Here is an 18,000-nt window from a genome sequence, read left to right as displayed (position 1 = left end):
CTATACATACTACTTCGACACATTCATACTTGTGCTGATTACGTTTCAATTAGTCAAAGAAACTTTGTCTTTGATTATGACGGTTCAAGCCTAATTGGATCAACTCTTCAATCAAGTCACCGTATTTCAAGCCCATATTTTCCCATAGCAAGGGGTACATGCTGAATGCTGTAAATCCAGGCATTGAATTTAATTCATTAAGGAATAATTCATTTTTATTCGTCAAGAAGAAATCACAACGGCTCAAGCCACTTCCACCTAACATCGTATACGCTAATTTTGCGTACTCTTGTGCTTTTTGATGGACTTCTTCTGGTACTTCTGCTGGAATCTGCATCTCGATGCGATTATTGATGTACTTCGCATCATAATCGTAAAATGCCACGTCTTTTACCACTTCACCAGGCAAGGTCGTGCGGACGTCTTCATTCCCTAAAACAGCGACTTCGATCTCCCGTGCTTCGATTCCTTGTTCAACGATGGCACGTGAATCGTATTGGTAAGCTGTTGCTAAGGCATTCTGTAATTCTTCTCGATTTTCAGCCTTAGTGATCCCCACGCTTGATCCCATATTTGCTGGCTTCACGAACATCGGATAAAGCAATGAGCCTTCACATTGGTCAAATACCTTTTTAGGATTTTCTTTCCATTGATTCTTCAAAACTGGAACATAAGGTACTTGCGGTACACCGGCTGCTTGTAAAATATATTTTGTCATGATCTTATCCATGGCACAAGCACTTGTCAGTACACCCGCACCGACGTAAGGCATATTCAAGGTTTCTAAGAATCCTTGGATCGTGCCATCCTCGCCATTTGGACCGTGAAGAACTGGGAAGACGATGTTTCCTTCTTCTTTGATCTCTCCTGGATTGATGACAGTACCCGTAAATCCTTCTGTCATTTTCCCACTTGGGTCCCACGTCAAGTGCAATTCTTCTTCACTTGTAGGTTTTTCAGTCAACAACGGGCCTTTGACCCATTGTCCGTCTTTACTAATAAATACGAGCTGTACTTGATAATAAGCATAATAAATAGCATTTAAAACGGAAAACGCTGAAAGAATCGAAACTTCGTGTTCCGCACTGCGTCCACCATATAATAAAGTAATCTTCAAAAGATTTTCCTCCTGTATTCGATATCATTCATTTTTACTTCATATTTTAGCACAAAAACAAAAGATGCAAACAGCTTATTTGAAAAAAGGTGAGGTACATGTCATTTTATTCAAAAAACAGCGGAATAGTTGTCGCTTTTTTTCTTTATCGTTATGATAAGAGAAAGGAGGCATAGTTATGACCAAAACTACTTCTCGAAGCCGGTTAACAGAAATCATTCACGTATTCATCAAAGAAAATGTTCTGCCTAATCTGATCCAACAAAAAAATCCTGAACAAGTAAAAAAAGCCTTTGAAGAACTTGGCTCAACCTTTATAAAAATTGGGCAAATGCTTTCTGTCCGTGATGACTTACTCTCTGCTGAGTTTACTAAGACATTCAAAACATTGCAAGACAATGTACCAAGTGATCCCTTTGTCACGACGAAAAAAACGATTGAACAGGAATTAGACGCATCCTTAGAAACGATTTTTACTAGCTTCAATAAAGCACCTTTCGCTTCTGCCTCTATGGGTCAAGCGCATCGTGCAACGTTAAAGAATGGCGATGCAGTCGTTGTAAAAGTCCAACATCCAAATATTGCGAAGGAAATCATGATGGACTTACAGTTATTCGAACGGGCGATTCCTTTGATCAAATATATTCCTGAAACAAGCGTCATCGATTTAAAAGGCGTGTTGCAAGAAGTCAAACGTTCATTGACAAACGAATTGGACTTCTACAAAGAAAGTCAAAATGGTGCACGTTTCTATAATCTAAACAACCATTGGTATGAAATTAGATCCCCTAAAATCTATGAGGCACTTTGCACAAAAAAAGTTATTGTGATGGAAGAAATGTCTGGAAAGAACTTCAACCAATTGATGAATCTTGAAGAAACGGATGAACGCCTCATTGAGACACTTACGAATACTCAATTGAAACAACAAGTGGCTAAACGATTGATCGAACATTTTATGAAGCAAATCTTTGACGATGGCTTTTTTCATGCCGATCCACATCCTGGGAATTTATTGTTCCATCCTTTAAGCGTTGAAGAACTTTCAGAAAATGTAACGACAGACACAAAAGAACACCAAAAACAACTAGGCTCGATTTCTTTCAAAACGACTGCTACTGTCACTGAACCATTGCAACCATATACAATCAGTTATATTGATTTCGGTATGATGGGTAGTCTCTCCGCTTCGCTAAGACAAAAGCTGATGGAAATCGTTTTAGCGATTTATACACGAGATATTTACCGTATTGAAAAAGCCGTCATCAACTTATGTCAACAAGAAGGGCCTTTTGATGAAAGTGAATTCCATCAACAACTCGCTAGCTTTTTGACGCAATATTTAGACCTCCCCATTGAAGAAATCGACTTGCAAGAAGTCTTTGCGCAGATCGTCTCGATTTGCCACCAGAACAACTTACAAATCGATCGTGATATCACGTTATTGCTTAAAGCGTTTAGCACATTAGAAGGAGTGATTCGTGTCCTTGATCCTGAAGTATCTTTGATGGAAGTCGCTACGCCCATTGCACAACGATATTTCTTAGCACATCTCTCTGTCGAAGATACCTTGAAGCAAGCGGGCTTAGATATACTCGATGGTATCAAAACCGTACCGAAAATCCCGCAACAAGTCTATCACCTTCTAGAAACTTGGCGTTCTGGACAAGGAAAAATCAATTTGGAACTAAAAAAACAAGACCAACTGATGAACCGGATCGAAAGTATGGTGAACCGTTTAGTATTTGGTGTGATACTCGCCGCATTGATCGTCGGCTCTTCGTTGCTTGTCCAAGCTGCACCAGACGATCAAATCAATTTTATTACACTATTAGGTATATTCACGTATACGATCGCAGCTGTGGTCATTCTCTTTTTAGCCATTGATACACTGATCAACTATTATAAAAAAAGACGAAAATAAACGAAAACATCCCAAAATATGAAACTATTTTCGGATGTTCTCGTTTATTTTTTTAGCTGTGTACTTTTGACACAACCTCATTGCTTGATGATTAGAGTTGCGGATACGACTATTCCTGTTTTTTAGTCTGTAGCCTTTTACTCGCTATCTATTTGATAATTTTAGCTTTTTTGGTTTGATTATTTCATTTTTCGTTCATCTGGTACGATTCTTTGCGAGAGCAACCACTTATGGAAGAACCATTCAGCGATCCCGATCAATACCGCCGGTACTAAAACCTTCATCCAAATATCCGTCATATCGTTCATAAAATAAAGATATAACCATAGAATGGCTGCAGCTGAACCAGCATCTGCAATTGTAGCCGCGATATTTCCTACTTTTCGTAAAATCAATAAATCACCTAATACATAGATCATGACAACAATGATTACTCCGACAATCGTTGAATCCATGAAACTAACACCATACAGTCCCGTTAAAACGATCCACAAAATTGCCCAAATCATGATTGCTTTTACCACCAACGCCTTCACATGTTTCATTTTCTGCACTCCCTTCTTTTTTGGTTAAAAATATATGATTATATAATTAAATAATCTTCATAATTATATCTTTTGTTATAGAATCAATCAAAGATATCGTACTTTTTTAGTAATAAAAAAGAGGAACACCGCTTCTGTTTAGTTAGAAACAATGTTCACCTATTTTATATTCTATTCAAATTTCTGCAAGCGCTCGGATCAACGCTTTTTTGAACCTTTGGTGATCTTCATGAGTGAAAGGCTTCGGCCCTTTCGTCCGAATGCCCGCTTTTCTCAACTTACTGCTTTGATAACGTTGTTCTAATAATCCATCAATGTTCGTGGTATCAAATTCCTTCCCCGATTGATGAAAGACTCGAACACCTTTAGGTAAGACCAATGAAGCTAAGCCATAATCTTGAGTGATCAAAAAATCACCTTTTTTGATCAGCCCGACGATTTTATAATCTGCACTGTCTGCCCCTTTATCGACGTATACAAACTGTACATAGCTTGGATACTCTTTATTGGTATAGTGATCGACACTTGTCACGATCATCACCTCTAATTGAAAAGATGCCGCAATTTCAATCACGTCATTTTTCACTGGGGAGCCGTCACCATCAATGAATATTTTTTGCATGTTCTTTCCTCCATAAAAGATAAACAGCGATTACTCCCAGGATCAATACACTGACATTTATCCATTTTACGTAAACTAACAATTGGATCATCGCTTTTGGTACGCTCAGACTACCAGTCAATTGGAGCAATACACTCACAGGTTCGTCCAACCATCGTGCCGTCACCAACAGCAATGACATCAATAAAAATTGATGGGTCACACTTCCTTTGTTTTGTGTCGTAAACTTTTTGATCACACGATTATCCATCGGTATTTCTGTATCGATCTCATAATACGTACGATTCAACCAACTACCTACTACCGCGTGCCAAAAACTTAATAAGAATAAACCAACCACAAAGCCGATTTGTGGAAGTAACAGAACCATCAACGAACTAAATAATCCAGCTAATTGAATGAGGACTGGTTCGATCGTGGGAATCTGGATTGCTTGATTGCCAATGATTTTGGCTAACACCATGCCTGCAATATAAGGTAAATACATATATACGCCTAAATAGTCGAAACCATAGACACGGCCGATATAAAGTGTCCCGAATAAAAAAAGAAAATTACCTAACATGCCATTCAGAAAAGTAAAACTATTTAACCAAGTAGGTAATTTCCACTGCTTTCTAGCCCTTCCAAGATAAAAAGCTGCAAATAGAAACAACAGCATAAATCCATAGATTGCTACGTCAAATAATGCAGGATCAATCAACAAACGAGCATTTCTCAAAAGAAACAACAAAACGAAAAAGCCGATAAATAAAAGCAACTCTTTGGTCACTACCACATTCGACTTCATCTCTTTAAAATCCAATTCATAGCGAGGATAATGACTGATCGTATGGTATGCCATAATGTAGAACAATGTATATAACGCTAACGTCATCACGACTTGCGTCGACCCGGGAAGCTCGATCACCCGAAACAAAACAAGCAACAACAGGATCGCAAATGGAAATTTATTTGCTGACATGTTCGTGAATCCCTGTTGTTTTTCATGGTAATTCACTGTGATATTTGTGGGGATCAGCCATGCCGCACTTAGTCCTAAAAGTACACTTGACAGATAATACAGCGGGAAATAAAGGACGCCAAAAATCCCGATCAACGAACCTGCGCCACCCATCAATAAAGAAATCATCAACAAGGTATAACTATCCAGACCAAAGCGAATACTACTAACTAAAAACAGACCTGTCATTCGAAAGGTATAGAACAAAGTGAAGGGTAAAATCGACAACCATTGGTTCCCATCACTCAAACTTAAAAATAAAAGATACGGCACCAAGATAACCGTATTACTCAAAATAAAAGGTGTCGTCTGGGTAAAGTTCCGCCCAAATCGTTTGATATTATCAATCATATAAAAACTCCTTACGTGTTAAACATGAGTTACTTGTCATGTCAACGCATCATCTCTATAGGCATACCCATATGTCTGTAGGTACAAAACTGATTATACCATAGGAGCAAAGCAGCCAACACCCTATAGAGGTTGTGAAAGCAGCCCACTGATCCGCAGCCAACCGATAGACAAAAAAGCAGGAACTCCACAAAATTTGACTAGCAAATTTGGGAATCCCTGCTTATTTTTGAGTGCTGAACATTTCTGTTCGCCACTCACTGGTGCCTGAAAGAATCAGACAGACAAGTCCTTCTCCACAAAAGTCTTGTCCAGCACGCCTACATCCGGTAGGTGATCCGTGGATCATGTGCCGCCAAAATCAATTAGACCTCTAACGTTCAGAGATCTTCTCGACCCGTCGCATAACGTATACTTTAACACAAGCTACCATTTTATGCGAGTCTTTTTTTCATTTTATAATCAACCATTTGAAATCCTTCGCCGATATCGCTGATCAATTCTCCCTCAATGACAAATCCCTGATGTTGATAGACTGCGATTGCTTGTTGATTTCCTTGATTGACACGCAAGAAAATCTCCTGTGCTTCTGTTTCTTTTGCTAATTGTTCGTACCAACGAAAGACTTCTGAGGTCAAACCTTTCCCTCGTACGTCTCGAAGAATATAGAGTTTACTTAAATAGATCGAAGAACCCATCTTTTCATAAGCAGTATAGCCAATCGTTTTTCCCTCTAACTTCAATAAGAAATAGTTGACCCCTGCTGCACATTCTTTTCCGATCTGTTCTTTCGATTGATACGTCTCCAACATATAAGCGACTTGCTTTTGACCGATAATCGGCGTAAAGGCTTCGGGCCATACTTCATGGATAACTGTCACGAGTTCATCGAGTTCTTTCTCAGTTACTACTACTTTCTCCAACATTTTACTTCCTCCATTCAATGAACTAAAAATGCCCTTGTGCTTGCTGGAATAAAAACAACATGATCATACTATATACAGCGACCGACCAAGGTTTTAAAAGAATAACAATTTGCATGTATTCTCTAAATGAAAGCTTCGTCAATCCAGCGACGAGACAAATCAAATCATCTGGCGCAAAAGGTAAAAGTAAGGTAACGATCAATACCTTTTTGATATTGTTTGTTTTTTCAATGACTAGCTGTTCAAATTTTTGGAATTTTTTTGGTGATAAGATAAAACGGACAAAACTCGTACCATAATAACGCACGAATAAAAAACCGATTGCTTCACCAATAATCAAGCCAATACAACTATACAGCAACCCAAAGACATTTCCAAACATCAACATCCCTGCAACAGAAGAAATCCCTCCTGGCAGAATTGGAATGATCACTTGGATGATTTGGATAAGAATAAATAAAATGATCGCATAGCTCCCAAACTGTTGCATGAATTGTTGCAAAGAATCTGCTGATTGAAAGATTCCATGTCGATAGCCATACATGATCAATATGAAAAAAATACTTAATCCAACGAGTGGTGCGACTTGGATGGTTCTATGTACCCATGTTTTCTTCTCAGCCATACGCTTCTCCTACACTTTTCATTTTTCTATGTTTCATAAAAGAACAAGTAATGAACAACTACAAAATCGTCGTATGCAACTTCGAACAACAGAAGCTTGATCCTCTTGTGCCTCCTAAGCCCGAGTAAACAACGTGAAGTAGCTCCTTCAGAAATAAGCGTGAAATCCCAAAAATTTGAAGAAAAATTTTCGGTTTTTCACGCTTATTTCTCGGATTTGAGCACTTCCTTTATGGCTGATTACCCGCAGAAGTTACTTATAAAACGCCGTTTATTTGGTTTTAGAAGATAGGCATAACGGCTACTTCAGTTCTAACACCTGTTCTTATCTTTTTACTGGTGATTCAAAAAACTAGCAACTTTCGTTGTGATCAAGTCAATAGCTACGTGATTTTCGCCACCTTCTGGAACGATAATATCAGCGTAACGTTTTGTTGGTTCAATAAACTGATGATACATCGGCTTAACGACTGTTAAATATTGTTCGATCACAGAATCTAAGGTACGGCCGCGCTCTTCCATATCACGTTTGATCCGGCGAATGATCCGAATGTCATCGTCTGTATCTACATAGATCTTGATATCCATCAAATCACGTAAACGCTCGTCTTCTAAAATCAAGATACCTTCCAAAATAATCACTTCTTTTGGTTCTTGGATGATTGTTGCTTGACTTCTCGTATGAGCAACATAATCATAGACTGGTTTTTCAATGGCTTCATAGTTCAGTAGTTTTTCAACGTGCTGGATCAGCAGTTCATTATCAAAGGCAAAAGGATGATCGTAGTTTGTATTCAACCGTTCTTCAAAGCTAAGATGACTTTGATCTTTATAATAAGAATCTTGTTCAAGCATCATGATGGAGTGGTCTGGAAAGTGACTAAAAATCCCTCGGCTGACGCTTGTCTTTCCGCTTCCCGATCCGCCCGTCACACCAATGATAATTGGCTTGCTTTTTGTCATTGACTAAAACCTCTTTCATATCCGTTTTTTCATTCTAATCTATTATAGCGAAAAAAAAGGAAAATGCACTATTTTTCTGAAAATTAATGAGGTGAGATTTCCAAGAGCGGGTAAAGTTCTTCTAAAGAATCAATCCGATAGGTTGGTTGGATCTCTGGTATTTCAGGCAACTTATTTTTATTGAACCAGATCGTATCGATCCCTGCTTCATTTCCACCTTTGATATCAGAAGTCAGTGAATCACCGATAATCACCGTTCGTTCTTTGTCCAACTCAGGAATATTAGCAAACACGTGATCAAAAAAAGCCTTCATTGGCTTTTGTGCGCCAATCGCTTCTGAGACAAAAATTTCTCGAAAATAATGAATCATCCGAGCATCTGTTAATCGTTGATGTTGGGTTTGAGAAACCCCATTCGTCACTATATAAAGTTCTGCTTCACTTGACACTGCTTCCAGTAATTCATGGCTTCCAGGAATCCAATGATGGCCCTGATTCAAATAATGTCGATAACGTTGATCCATTGCTTGGCTATCTACGGTCTTGCCAAACTGTTGGAACAACAGACCAAAGCGGTTGCCTGTCACTTCATCTCTTGTCATCTGCCCCTTTTCAAATTCTCGCCATAAATGATGATTCAATGCTTTATAACTTGTTCTGATCTCTGGTGTCAGTTCAATGCCTTGTTCCGCAAACAATTGGTGCAAGGCTTCTGTTTCTGTTTGTTGAAAATCTAACAACGTATCATCTACGTCGAATAATAATGTATGATATTTCATCTGATTCTCCTATTTCTTCTATATTTGATATTTCGTTTATTTGCATTTTCGTGGGTTGTTGATTGTTTATCTATAAAAGAAATAAACAAGTGCCTTAGAACCGCCGGCTGTGCACTTGCTTATTAAATGACACTAAATCATTTTAGAAAGTCCAATAATATCTTCTTCTGAGAAATGTCCAATGACTCTGTAGGGATTGAAATTACTCTTCAATTCAAATCGGTTTCCTGTACCTACCCAAGATTTCTTGTTTAATCCTGCAGAATCTAAGTCTTTTATTTCATAATATCGCTTTTTGATCGCCTTTGATTTATTCTCATATTTACTTGTAATAGGAAGAATCAAGAATGAACCTCTGCTTCGAACACGGATAGCAATAGCAGGACGAGTTTTCCCTCCACTGCCATCGTTAAAGGGAATATAGATCAAGAACACGTCATGACTATTCATCTAGATCTCTCATCCATGACACTAGATCTTCGTGGTCACCGCTATTTTCTGGCGGATTAGTTTCAACAGACTCTTCCGCAACTCTCATTAACTGCAGTTCAGCCTTCTCTTTACTTGTTAAAGATAACTCAAATGGAATTTCTCCTCTGGCAGCTACCCTTTTATATAAAGCAGTGATTAAGATTGATGGATTTACTCCTAATGAATCTAAAATGCTTTCGACGTCAGTAGCTAGATTCTTATTGATATTCACTTGGACTTTCTTTTTTTCGTTGGTTTTATCTTTTTCTTTGATTTCAGACATAGAACATCACCTCTCACTCCTATTTTACTCCTAATAGGAGTGTAAAACAAACTCATTGAATGAACGATCAATTCATGATTATTACTATTTAAAATATTTTTTTAATTTTTTTAGTTCGTCTAACGTCAATGAGCGATAAGATCCTTCAGTCAAATGCGGATCTAGTTGTAATGGGCCCATGCTGATTCGTTGCAATGCAGTGACTTTTTTTCCACAAGCTAAAAACATCTTTTTCACTTGATGGAATTTCCCCTCTTCGATCGTCAGTCGTACGATACTTTTTTTATGTTGCGCGACAAGAATCTCTAAATGTGCAGGTAAGCATTGGTAACCACCATCAAAAACAATTCCTTTTTCAAAAGCAATTCGATCAGCTTCTGTCACTTGTTCATTGACAACTGCTACATATGTTTTCTGTACTTTTTTATCAGGCAACAACATTTCATAACCTAATTGGCCATTGGAAGTGATCAACGATAAACCTGTTGTATCTCGGTCTAATCGCCCAACTGGATACAAAGGTTGTGTGCGATCGGCTGAAGCCAACAAATCGATAACAGTCGTTTTGTGAATGTCCGTCACCGCTGTTACTGCTCTTTTCGGTTTATTCAGTATAAAGTATACTTCATTTGTATGTAGCTTTACGCCATCCACTTCGATACAGTGGAGCAAACTATCCACATTACGATTCTGTTTCTGTTCCACTTTACCATCGATACGTACGAGTTTCATCGCAAAAAGTCGTTTCATCTCTTTACGTGATGTTTCTAATTCTTTTTCTATTAATTTATCTAACCGCATAACTGCTTCCTTTCCTAGCTACATAAGCATTATAACCTGAATCATACACCATGCAAAATGGAAACGCTAAGTTGTTTCCTTGACTTACTCAGTGAATCGCGTTACGGTTAAAGAGTAAAGTGAATTGGATTTCTCATACACAGCGTAATGACCTGGTGGAGAAAAGTTGAATCCTGACTTTTTAAGGGCAGATGCGCGCATCTGTCTTTTTGCGTTTTTTCGCGCTACCTGATAATGTGCAAGAGACCATGTGACATTCACTTAAATAAAATCTGTCTGACACCAAAGCAGACAGTCACATTTTAAGGAGGAATTTTGGTTATGTCAGTATCATTAGAAGTAAGTAAAAGAGAAGTACGTCCCCGTTCATTGAGAAACAAATTGCGTCATGAAGGAAAAGTTCCTGCAATCGTTTATGGCTACAATGTAGAAAGCACGCCAATTTCATTTGATAGTGCGACATTTAGTAAAGTATTGCGTGAGAATGCCGCAAACACAGTTATCACAATGAACATTGAAGGAAAAAAAGTCAACACACTTGTTCATAAAATCCAATCAAACACATTTACCAACCAATTAGAACACGTGGAATTCCTATCTGTTAATATGACAGAAGAAACAGAAGTCGAAACAGAAGTTGTCCTTGTCGGCGAATCTACTGGTGTAAAATCTGGTGGTGTATTGGCTCAAAACTTATATACTGTGATTGTTTCTGCTACGCCAGATCAATTACCAGAAAACATCGAAGTGGATATCACTGATTTAGCATTAGGTGATTCGATCACTGTAGCGGATCTACCGAAAAATGACGCATACACGATCATTACTGATGGAGAAGAACAAATCGCCGCAGTTGTTGCACCAACAGAAGAAGAAGAATCAACTGGTGAAGCAGCAGAACCAGAAGTGATTGGTTCAACTGAAGAATAAACGTCTTTTGATCAACGAAGCAGTGACTTGTGTCATTGCTTCGTTTTTTTTTAATTCCCACTTAAAAAAAAATTGTTTTAAGAATGGTATATTCCTATTTATCAACCCTTATTTGTTTTTTTGATAAGCGCAAAAACCCTTATATAATAAGGTTTCTTGAAGTCATCTTAAAAGTTTCTTATACTTTTAAAAAAAGTATGCAAATATTGTTGCATTTTGTATAAATGTTTATTAGAATGAACCAACGTTAAAAAAGTATAACTCGTTTATCCTGATAATAATATGTTGTTCTCGTCATTTCGGTTTTTTAGACAAAGGAGGCTAAGCCGATGTTTGAAAGTTTTGATAATAACCGTAATCGATACGCATCATTAGGTGTGGTATCAAGTTTACCAGATGAACTGATCGATAGTATCTGGTTCATTATTGATTTAGACCTTAAGGGTGTTATTCCGTTAGATAATATTTTAGCTTTTGATTTAATGAACAATCATGGAAAAGTAACCTTGCATTTTTCTCAAGCGGGCAGTACCGTTGAGATGGGGATTGATTTGCCATTCCCTTATTCTCCACAGTATCCGGCGCAAGTATTTGCCTATGATGATGGGACCAGAGAAACCATTCTTCTCCCAAGTGAAATTAAACAGTACTAAAATAAACCCTTTGTTTTGCACGATAGCCAAGTAGTTGACTCTTTGATTTTCATCGCAGACTCACTTCTTGGCTACTTTTATGATGACCTTCTCTGAAAATTTTCAGAAAACATAAAGCATTTTAGCTATTTATTTATCATGAGATTCTAATTGATATTCCAAGGGTAAACACTATATACTACTAACTAAATTTTAAAAGAAATAAGGAGTTTACAAGATGCGCGATTTAACAAAAGGAAGCCCAGCCAAACTGATTTTGCTATTTACTGTCCCTTTATTGATAGGCAATGTTTTTCAGCAGTTTTACAACATGGTCGATATGATCATCGTTGGGCAGACATTAGGGAAAAACTCACTAGCAGCTGTAGGAGCTACTGGTGGATTAACTTTCTTGATTATTGGCTTTGCTCAAGGTCTAACCGCTGGTTTAGCCATTATTACAGCACAACGATATGGTGCGAAAGACTTCCGTGGTTTGAAAAAAAGTTTTGCTACAAGTGTCATGATTAGTGTCATTGTTACTGTGATTTTAACCGTCCTTAGCTTAGTATTTATTCGTCCGATGCTCCAGTTGATGCAAACACCTGCAGATATCATCGATGAAGCACAAACATTCATCGTCATCATCCTATGGGGAATCTTTGCTGCCGTCAGCTTCAATTTATTGTCAAATGTTATTCGCGCACTTGGTGATAGTCGAACGCCTTTACTCTTTTTGATCGTTGCGGTAATTATCAATGTTGTCTTGGATTTGATCTTTATTATCAACTTCGGTATGGGAGTAGAAGGTGCTGCTATTGCAACAGTGATTGCGCAAATTGCTTCTAGTCTATTATGTATCGTCTATATCAAGAAAAAGATTCCGATGCTTCAATTACGTAAAAAAGATTTTTCGTTCGATAAACAAGAGATCCGCACACATTTAAATGTTGCGTTACCAATGGCTTTCCAATCTTCGATCATTGCGATTGGTGCAATCGTCTTGCAATCTGCATTAAACAGCTTAGGTACAGATGTCGTAGCTGCCCAAGCCGCAGCTGGTCGAATCGATCAATTTGCTGTTCAACCTATGATGTCCTTTGGGATTGCGATGGCAACTTTTGCAGCACAAAACTATGGAGCAAAACAATATGGACGTATCTTAAAAGGCGTTCGTCAAACATTAGTCATGAGTATTGGCTTTAGTTTCTTAGCCGGAGCAATTGTCATTTTCCTTGGCCGACCATTGGTGAGCTTGTTTGTCAGCCCAAATGAAACTGTCGTCTTTGATTTGGCGCAAACGTATTTCAACATCAACGGCTCCCTTTACTGGATCTTAGCTATCCTATTTATCTTACGTTACACTTTACAAGGGCTTGGTCAAAGTAAAGTACCGACAATTGCAGGGATGATGGAGCTGATCATGCGTTCTTTCGCTGCGATCATTCTGACTGGGATCTGGGGCTATCCAGGTGCTGCTCTTGCTTCACCACTTGCTTGGGCTGGTTCTGTCATTGTCTTGCTCTACTCTTATATCCGCGCTGTGAAACATTTGAAACAGTTAGATGCCGAACAACAGCAATTTTCAATTGAAGATGCTGAAATCAGTTATTAGATTCAAAAAAAGTGTTCCTCCTATATTATGGGAAGAACACTTTTTTTTATGGATTCGTTGGTAAAATCACCAAGCTGAAATAGTCGATATGTGCATGATCATATTCTAAAACGGTGAATTGAAATTGATCGATCGTAATCACTGTACCTGCCTCGATATCTTTTTGATAGCTCGACATAAAACCAGCCAGAGTGATGAAATTTGTTTCTTCAAATTCTGGCACATCTTCATTGAAGTAGCGCTCAAAATCATCAAGCGTCAACTTACCTGAAACAATATAGCTACCATCTTCTTGTTTCGCAATCAACGCTTGGTCCACATCTGTTTCATCTCGAATCTCACCGACGATCTCTTCTAAAATATCTTCGATCGTGACAAGTCCACTTGTCCCACCATATTCATCCTTTAAGATCGCTATATGTTTTCCTTTTCTTCGCATGATCGTCAATAGTTTTTTGATGGGGATAGTTTCTGCTGTCACGATTGGTTCTTCAATCAGAGACTCCACCGTTATCTGGTCATCTTCTAAAGATTGTTTGATCAACGCAGGTAATGTCACGTATCCTAACACATTATCTTTGGATTCCAGTATGACAGGATATCTCGTATGCCCACGTTCAATCGATTCCTTGATGGCTTGTTTGACTGTATCTGACGCATCAAAAACTTGCATCGATGTCCGATCTACTTGAATGTCTTTTGCCAGCGTGTCATCAAATTCAAAGACATTTTCTAAGTACTGGTATTCATCCTTTGTCAACTCACCTTGCTGGTAAGAATTGAGGGCAACTAAAGTCAATTCTTCTTGCGAGAGTGTCTCTTCACCTTCTGATACTAGTTTCACGCCTAGCAATTTACCTAAGCTTGCTGCCGAATGATTCAATACCCAGATGAAAGGAAACATCGCCAGATAAAAATAATGCAAGGGTCTGACTACGAATAACACCACTTGTTCCGTATTGACGATACTATAACTTTTCGGCAAAAGTTCCCCCACCACAACGTCGACATACGTCACCAGAATGAACCCTAATGCGACAGAGATCGTTGCACTTATTCCCCGTCCGATCGGAAGTTGACCGATCCAAGGTTCCAACAATGCTGCCACAGAACCTTCGCCAACCCAACCAATGATCAAGCCTGTCAATGTGATACCCAACTGACTTGCAGATAAATAATCGTCTAAATGATGGGTCACATGAAGCGCTAGTTTGGCGTTCTTCACGTCGTCTTTTTCCAATTGCTCTAAACGGGAACGTCTGATTTTTACCAAAGCAAATTCACTCGCAACAAAAAAAGCAGTGATTGCTATCATCAAAAATAATATGACAAAATTTAATACCATTTGTTTCGCCTCACTTTTCCATTTCAATTGTACAACTTTTCGTAAAAAGAGTATAACTAGGAGGCTTTTGATTTCTGCTTCTCCACTAGATCACTCTAAATAATGGGAGGATTTATTCACTTGTATCACTAGCATTCAACAGCTATTCAATAACAAGAAAATTTATAAATTAAGGTTTAAAATGTGCGCATGTGCTATGCTATTACGTGACAGTACAGTTTAATGACGGTGGCTATCCTTCGAAAGCGAGGTGGTGCGTATGCACATCCTTTCTAAATCTTACGAAAGGAGACGCCTTTTGTCGGCACTCGATACAGTCCAATTGATGCTCAGCTTTGGTATGTTTACCATCACTCTGGTCACATTGGTTGTAGCATTGCTTAGCGACGACAAAAAGAAATAACCGTCCTCGGCCTAGGACGGTTATTTTGTAAAAAATAACTTGAAATATGCCGCTGTTAATTAAGCGGTACTGTCAAAGGGGAGTTGTTGACGCAACTCCTCTTTTCAGATTTAGTATAGCATAAACTAATTTTTTATCTACTTATTTTTTCGTTCTTTCAACCACGTTTTTCTTGTTCCACCAATCAGCAAAGGTACTGTTTCATGTTTGACTTCACTGTATTCTAAACCAAACCATGTTTCTGGCGTCGTAGCGATTTTCTTGATGGCAAGTTTGGCTTGCATGATTTGTCGTTCCCATTTCCCAAGAGTTGTTACATTGGAAACTACTTCGTCGATCAAGATGAATTGGAAATCGCCGACTTCTCTTCCTGGAGTCAATGAATACGTCTGTGGTTGTTTTGGTAGACGTCCTTGTTTCATTAAATCGTGGATGATTTGTCGAACGTAGACATTGATTTCTTGTTGCACGCGGAATCCTAAGAACAGGTTCACTTGAACAACGAAATCGGTCCCCATCATATCCACTTGATATTCTTTCGTATAAGGTTCATCGGTTACTTCTACATGGACAAACCAATAGGCCTTCGCCCGCTTTGGTCGTTTATCTAAAATAGAATACACGAACTGACGACCGACCTTCCCATCTGCCATATCTGGCACTAAGAAAACCACATTTGTTTGATACATTGGTAAGGATTTGTCCTCTTTCAATGCTTGAAGTTGTGGAATATATTCTTTTAATGCCACTTCTTCTGCGACCGATTCACGAATGATATTTCCTTGTTCCCAAACAAACATGACTGCTAGAATGACTAAAGCAATCAGCACAGCGACAAAACCGCCATGGAAGAACTTCACGATACTTGAAATAAAGAAGACGACTTCGATTGCCCCAAAGAAAAAGGTAATTGTATGAGCCAACCACTTCGGATAGCCAGTTTGGAGCAAATAGAAATAAAGTAAGGCAGTCGTCATCAACATCGTTACGGTAATGGACAGCCCGTACGCAGCTTCCATATGATGTGAGGTTCTAAAGGTAACAACAACAAGTGAACAAGCAATCCATAGAATCAAATTCACTGCCGGAATATACATCTGTCCGATACTGCTTCCAGGATACATGATTTTCAATCGAGGCAATAATTTCAATTTGATTGCTTCTGAAACTAGAGTAAAGGATCCAGTAATTAGCGCTTGCGAAGCGATAACAGCCGCAATCGTTGCAAATATGACCCCAATGACAGTAAAACTAGCCGGCATCATTTGGAAAAATGGATTCAAGTTTTCGATCGCTTGTGTTTCTGGATTTTGATAGACATTCAACAGCCATGCTGCCTGCCCAAAATAATTCAATACCAAACATACTTTAACGTATGGCCAGCTTAAACGGATGTTTCGTTTTCCGACATGTCCTAAGTCAGAATAAAGCGCCTCTGCCCCAGTAGTTGCCAAAAAGATATTTCCTAGAATGAATAAACCTAGCTTATTATCAGGACTAAATAGCAACTGGATCGCATAATAAGGATTTAAGGCACGGATTACTGTCCAGTCTTGACTGAAATTAAACAAGCCCATAGCGCCTAAAAAGGTGAACCATAAAAACATAATCGGGCCAAATGCTTTCCCGACGACTTCTGTACCAAATCGTTGGACCATGAATAAAACAAAAATAATAACTAAAGTAATAATGACGATGATGTTCTGGTCATTGCCGAAACGGTCAAAGAATTGTGGAATCCCACGTAATCCTTCAATAGCGGTCGTAACCGTTACAGCAGGTGTCAGTACGCCATCTGCTAACAATGCTGCGCCACCGATCATTGCAGGTATGATCAGATATTTACCGCCTTTTCTAACCAAAGTATATAAAGAAAAGATACCACCTTCCCCATGGTTATCTGCATTTAATGCAATCACGACATATTTGATCGTCGTTAATAATGTCAAAGTCCAAAAAATCAAGGAGACTGCTCCGATAACAAAATCTGGGTTGATCCCTCGCAAGCCGCCATTGTCTTCTACGATTGCTTTCATTACATAAAGCGGACTCGTACCGATATCTCCATAAACAACTCCCATGGCTACGAGTAACCCTGCCATCGAGATTTTTTTTGTGTTATGCTTTGTTGTCACTGTTCCCCCTCATTTCTCCAATCCTATGATTGACCTAAATTTCACCTAATTATCCAAGGATTCAACCTTGGTGTCAATAAATTCGATAAAAATAACTAAGTCAACGATGCCTTCTTAAATAATCAGCAGTAAATGAGTAGAGAGCTAAACAAACGAGTGCCCCGATCAAGGATGGGATAAGATAAAAGCCACTGATCGACGGACCTAGATCGCCTAACACAAATTCACCTAACCAACTTCCAAAGAAACCAATGATAATATTTCCAGTGACGCCTCCTGGTACATCTTCATTGAGAACAGCTCCAGCAACGAATCCTAATATGCCACCTACTATCAATGAGAATAAAAAATGGATCATTTCCATTCCTCCTTTTGCACTTTAAATAACTAAGTGTTTTTTAAGAAAATTTAAATTGACCCTTTATGTCTTTTCTTTATCGATTTTAAAAAATAAGCGTACTACTTTTGAAAATATAAAATTATTTTCGTAGTAGTACGCTTATTAAAAAACTTTTATCTTAAAACGATGGA

The 18,000-nt window shown here is 38.5% G+C and carries 19 protein-coding genes; 5 read left to right on the top strand and 14 right to left on the bottom strand.

Translation table 11 applies throughout. From position 1 onward, the window contains the following. Positions 1-49: 49 nt before the first annotated feature. On the bottom strand, positions 50-1,117 hold the full coding sequence (locus ACH0AK_RS01165) for a D-alanine--D-alanine ligase (RefSeq protein WP_010734355.1): 1,068 nt from the start codon (positions 1,115-1,117) through the stop codon (positions 50-52). 178 nt (positions 1,118-1,295) lie between these two features. On the opposite strand from ACH0AK_RS01165, the gene ACH0AK_RS01160 reads away from it, so the two are divergent. Continuing rightward, entirely contained in the window at positions 1,296-3,041 is a 1,746-nt protein-coding gene (locus ACH0AK_RS01160; protein WP_010734356.1) for an ABC1 kinase family protein, read from the top strand. 179 nt (positions 3,042-3,220) lie between these two features. Here the strand turns inward: ACH0AK_RS01160 and ACH0AK_RS01155 are convergent, their stop codons facing one another. From ACH0AK_RS01155 to ACH0AK_RS01110, 10 genes are all read right to left on the bottom strand, one after another. Further along, on the bottom strand, positions 3,221-3,586 hold the full coding sequence (locus ACH0AK_RS01155) for a DUF2512 family protein (RefSeq protein WP_010734357.1): 366 nt from the start codon (positions 3,584-3,586) through the stop codon (positions 3,221-3,223). Between the two features lie 175 nt (positions 3,587-3,761). After that, the gene (locus ACH0AK_RS01150; RefSeq protein ID WP_010734359.1) at positions 3,762-4,208 is read right to left on the bottom strand and encodes a YaiI/YqxD family protein; all 447 of its coding nucleotides are present in this window, start codon (positions 4,206-4,208) and stop codon (positions 3,762-3,764) included. After that, entirely contained in the window at positions 4,189-5,562 is a 1,374-nt protein-coding gene (locus ACH0AK_RS01145) for a hypothetical protein (RefSeq protein WP_023518946.1), read from the bottom strand. The genes ACH0AK_RS01150 and ACH0AK_RS01145 overlap by 20 nt, the downstream gene beginning before the upstream one ends. A 434-nt stretch (positions 5,563-5,996) precedes the next feature. Next, positions 5,997-6,485, bottom strand: a complete 489-nt coding sequence (locus tag ACH0AK_RS01140) for a GNAT family N-acetyltransferase (protein WP_175401354.1) — start codon at positions 6,483-6,485, stop codon at positions 5,997-5,999. 25 nt (positions 6,486-6,510) lie between these two features. Further along, on the bottom strand, positions 6,511-7,113 hold the full coding sequence (locus ACH0AK_RS01135) for a TVP38/TMEM64 family protein (RefSeq protein ID WP_010734362.1): 603 nt from the start codon (positions 7,111-7,113) through the stop codon (positions 6,511-6,513). Positions 7,114-7,445: 332 nt separating this feature from the next. Beyond that, positions 7,446-8,075 (bottom strand): uridine kinase, encoded by a 630-nt coding sequence (gene udk / locus ACH0AK_RS01130; protein WP_010734363.1) that lies wholly within the window; start codon positions 8,073-8,075, stop codon positions 7,446-7,448. An 83-nt stretch (positions 8,076-8,158) separates the two neighbouring features. Then, positions 8,159-8,854 carry a YjjG family noncanonical pyrimidine nucleotidase gene (locus tag ACH0AK_RS01125; RefSeq protein WP_010734364.1) on the bottom strand — a complete coding sequence of 232 codons (696 nt, stop codon included), beginning with the start codon at positions 8,852-8,854 and terminating at the stop codon, positions 8,159-8,161. A gap of 132 nt (positions 8,855-8,986) precedes the next feature. After that, positions 8,987-9,304 (bottom strand): putative type II toxin-antitoxin system PemK/MazF family toxin, encoded by a 318-nt coding sequence (locus ACH0AK_RS01120; protein WP_010734365.1) that lies wholly within the window; start codon positions 9,302-9,304, stop codon positions 8,987-8,989. Beyond that, the gene (locus ACH0AK_RS01115; RefSeq protein ID WP_010734366.1) at positions 9,297-9,608 is read right to left on the bottom strand and encodes a type II toxin-antitoxin system RelB/DinJ family antitoxin; all 312 of its coding nucleotides are present in this window, start codon (positions 9,606-9,608) and stop codon (positions 9,297-9,299) included. Before ACH0AK_RS01115 ends, ACH0AK_RS01120 begins: the two co-directional genes overlap by 8 nt. A gap of 84 nt (positions 9,609-9,692) precedes the next feature. Continuing rightward, positions 9,693-10,409, bottom strand: coding sequence for a 16S rRNA pseudouridine(516) synthase (locus ACH0AK_RS01110; RefSeq protein WP_023518944.1), 717 nt, complete (start codon positions 10,407-10,409; stop codon positions 9,693-9,695). Positions 10,410-10,730: 321 nt separating this feature from the next. On the opposite strand from ACH0AK_RS01110, the gene ACH0AK_RS01105 reads away from it, so the two are divergent. The 3 genes from ACH0AK_RS01105 (at position 10,731) to ACH0AK_RS01095 (ending at position 13,586) form a co-directional block, all read left to right on the top strand. Then, on the top strand, positions 10,731-11,339 hold the full coding sequence (locus tag ACH0AK_RS01105) for a 50S ribosomal protein L25/general stress protein Ctc (protein WP_023518943.1): 609 nt from the start codon (positions 10,731-10,733) through the stop codon (positions 11,337-11,339). A gap of 329 nt (positions 11,340-11,668) precedes the next feature. Further along, positions 11,669-11,992 (top strand): DUF960 domain-containing protein, encoded by a 324-nt coding sequence (locus ACH0AK_RS01100; protein WP_019722687.1) that lies wholly within the window; start codon positions 11,669-11,671, stop codon positions 11,990-11,992. Positions 11,993-12,209: 217 nt separating this feature from the next. Next, positions 12,210-13,586, top strand: coding sequence for an MATE family efflux transporter (locus tag ACH0AK_RS01095; protein ID WP_010734370.1), 1,377 nt, complete (start codon positions 12,210-12,212; stop codon positions 13,584-13,586). A 46-nt stretch (positions 13,587-13,632) separates the two neighbouring features. On the opposite strand, the gene ACH0AK_RS01090 is transcribed toward ACH0AK_RS01095, so the two are convergent. Further along, positions 13,633-14,931, bottom strand: coding sequence for a hemolysin family protein (locus ACH0AK_RS01090; RefSeq protein ID WP_010734371.1), 1,299 nt, complete (start codon positions 14,929-14,931; stop codon positions 13,633-13,635). Positions 14,932-15,190: 259 nt separating this feature from the next. On the opposite strand from ACH0AK_RS01090, the gene pepG1 reads away from it, so the two are divergent. Further along, positions 15,191-15,334: a type I toxin-antitoxin system toxin PepG1 gene (gene pepG1 / locus ACH0AK_RS01085; protein ID WP_077151249.1), complete on the top strand. Its 144-nt coding sequence runs from the start codon at positions 15,191-15,193 to the stop codon at positions 15,332-15,334. 137 nt (positions 15,335-15,471) lie between these two features. Here the strand turns inward: pepG1 and ACH0AK_RS01080 are convergent, their stop codons facing one another. Together ACH0AK_RS01080 and ACH0AK_RS01075 are read right to left on the bottom strand one after the other, a co-directional pair. Further along, complete coding sequence (locus tag ACH0AK_RS01080) at positions 15,472-17,469, bottom strand: KUP/HAK/KT family potassium transporter (RefSeq protein ID WP_010734372.1); 1,998 nt, start codon at positions 17,467-17,469, stop codon at positions 15,472-15,474. 100 nt (positions 17,470-17,569) lie between these two features. After that, positions 17,570-17,827: a GlsB/YeaQ/YmgE family stress response membrane protein gene (locus tag ACH0AK_RS01075; protein ID WP_010734373.1), complete on the bottom strand. Its 258-nt coding sequence runs from the start codon at positions 17,825-17,827 to the stop codon at positions 17,570-17,572. Between the last annotated feature and the right edge of the window lie 173 nt (positions 17,828-18,000).

The sequence above is a fragment of the Enterococcus pernyi genome (assembly GCF_045371165.1).
GTDB classification, from domain to species: Bacteria; Bacillota; Bacilli; order Lactobacillales; family Enterococcaceae; genus Enterococcus_B; species Enterococcus_B pernyi.
This window is presented reverse-complemented; position numbering and strand designations above follow the sequence as displayed.

Coding starts and splice junctions, on each gene's coding strand:
- ACH0AK_RS01125 (WP_010734364.1), bottom strand. CDS start 8,854: ATGAAATATCATACATTATTATTCGACGTAGATGATACGTTGTTAGAT.
- ACH0AK_RS01090 (WP_010734371.1), bottom strand. CDS start 14,931: ATGGTATTAAATTTTGTCATATTATTTTTGATGATAGCAATCACTGCT.
- ACH0AK_RS01110 (WP_023518944.1), bottom strand. CDS start 10,409: ATGCGGTTAGATAAATTAATAGAAAAAGAATTAGAAACATCACGTAAA.
- ACH0AK_RS01120 (WP_010734365.1), bottom strand. CDS start 9,304: ATGAATAGTCATGACGTGTTCTTGATCTATATTCCCTTTAACGATGGC.
- ACH0AK_RS01075 (WP_010734373.1), bottom strand. CDS start 17,827: ATGATCCATTTTTTATTCTCATTGATAGTAGGTGGCATATTAGGATTC.
- ACH0AK_RS01135 (WP_010734362.1), bottom strand. CDS start 7,113: ATGGCTGAGAAGAAAACATGGGTACATAGAACCATCCAAGTCGCACCA.
- ACH0AK_RS01160 (WP_010734356.1), top strand. CDS start 1,296: ATGACCAAAACTACTTCTCGAAGCCGGTTAACAGAAATCATTCACGTA.
- ACH0AK_RS01115 (WP_010734366.1), bottom strand. CDS start 9,608: ATGTCTGAAATCAAAGAAAAAGATAAAACCAACGAAAAAAAGAAAGTC.
- udk (WP_010734363.1), bottom strand. CDS start 8,075: ATGACAAAAAGCAAGCCAATTATCATTGGTGTGACGGGCGGATCGGGA.
- ACH0AK_RS01100 (WP_019722687.1), top strand. CDS start 11,669: ATGTTTGAAAGTTTTGATAATAACCGTAATCGATACGCATCATTAGGT.
- ACH0AK_RS01145 (WP_023518946.1), bottom strand. CDS start 5,562: ATGATTGATAATATCAAACGATTTGGGCGGAACTTTACCCAGACGACA.
- ACH0AK_RS01150 (WP_010734359.1), bottom strand. CDS start 4,208: ATGCAAAAAATATTCATTGATGGTGACGGCTCCCCAGTGAAAAATGAC.
- ACH0AK_RS01105 (WP_023518943.1), top strand. CDS start 10,731: ATGTCAGTATCATTAGAAGTAAGTAAAAGAGAAGTACGTCCCCGTTCA.
- ACH0AK_RS01095 (WP_010734370.1), top strand. CDS start 12,210: ATGCGCGATTTAACAAAAGGAAGCCCAGCCAAACTGATTTTGCTATTT.
- pepG1 (WP_077151249.1), top strand. CDS start 15,191: ATGCACATCCTTTCTAAATCTTACGAAAGGAGACGCCTTTTGTCGGCA.
- ACH0AK_RS01155 (WP_010734357.1), bottom strand. CDS start 3,586: ATGAAACATGTGAAGGCGTTGGTGGTAAAAGCAATCATGATTTGGGCA.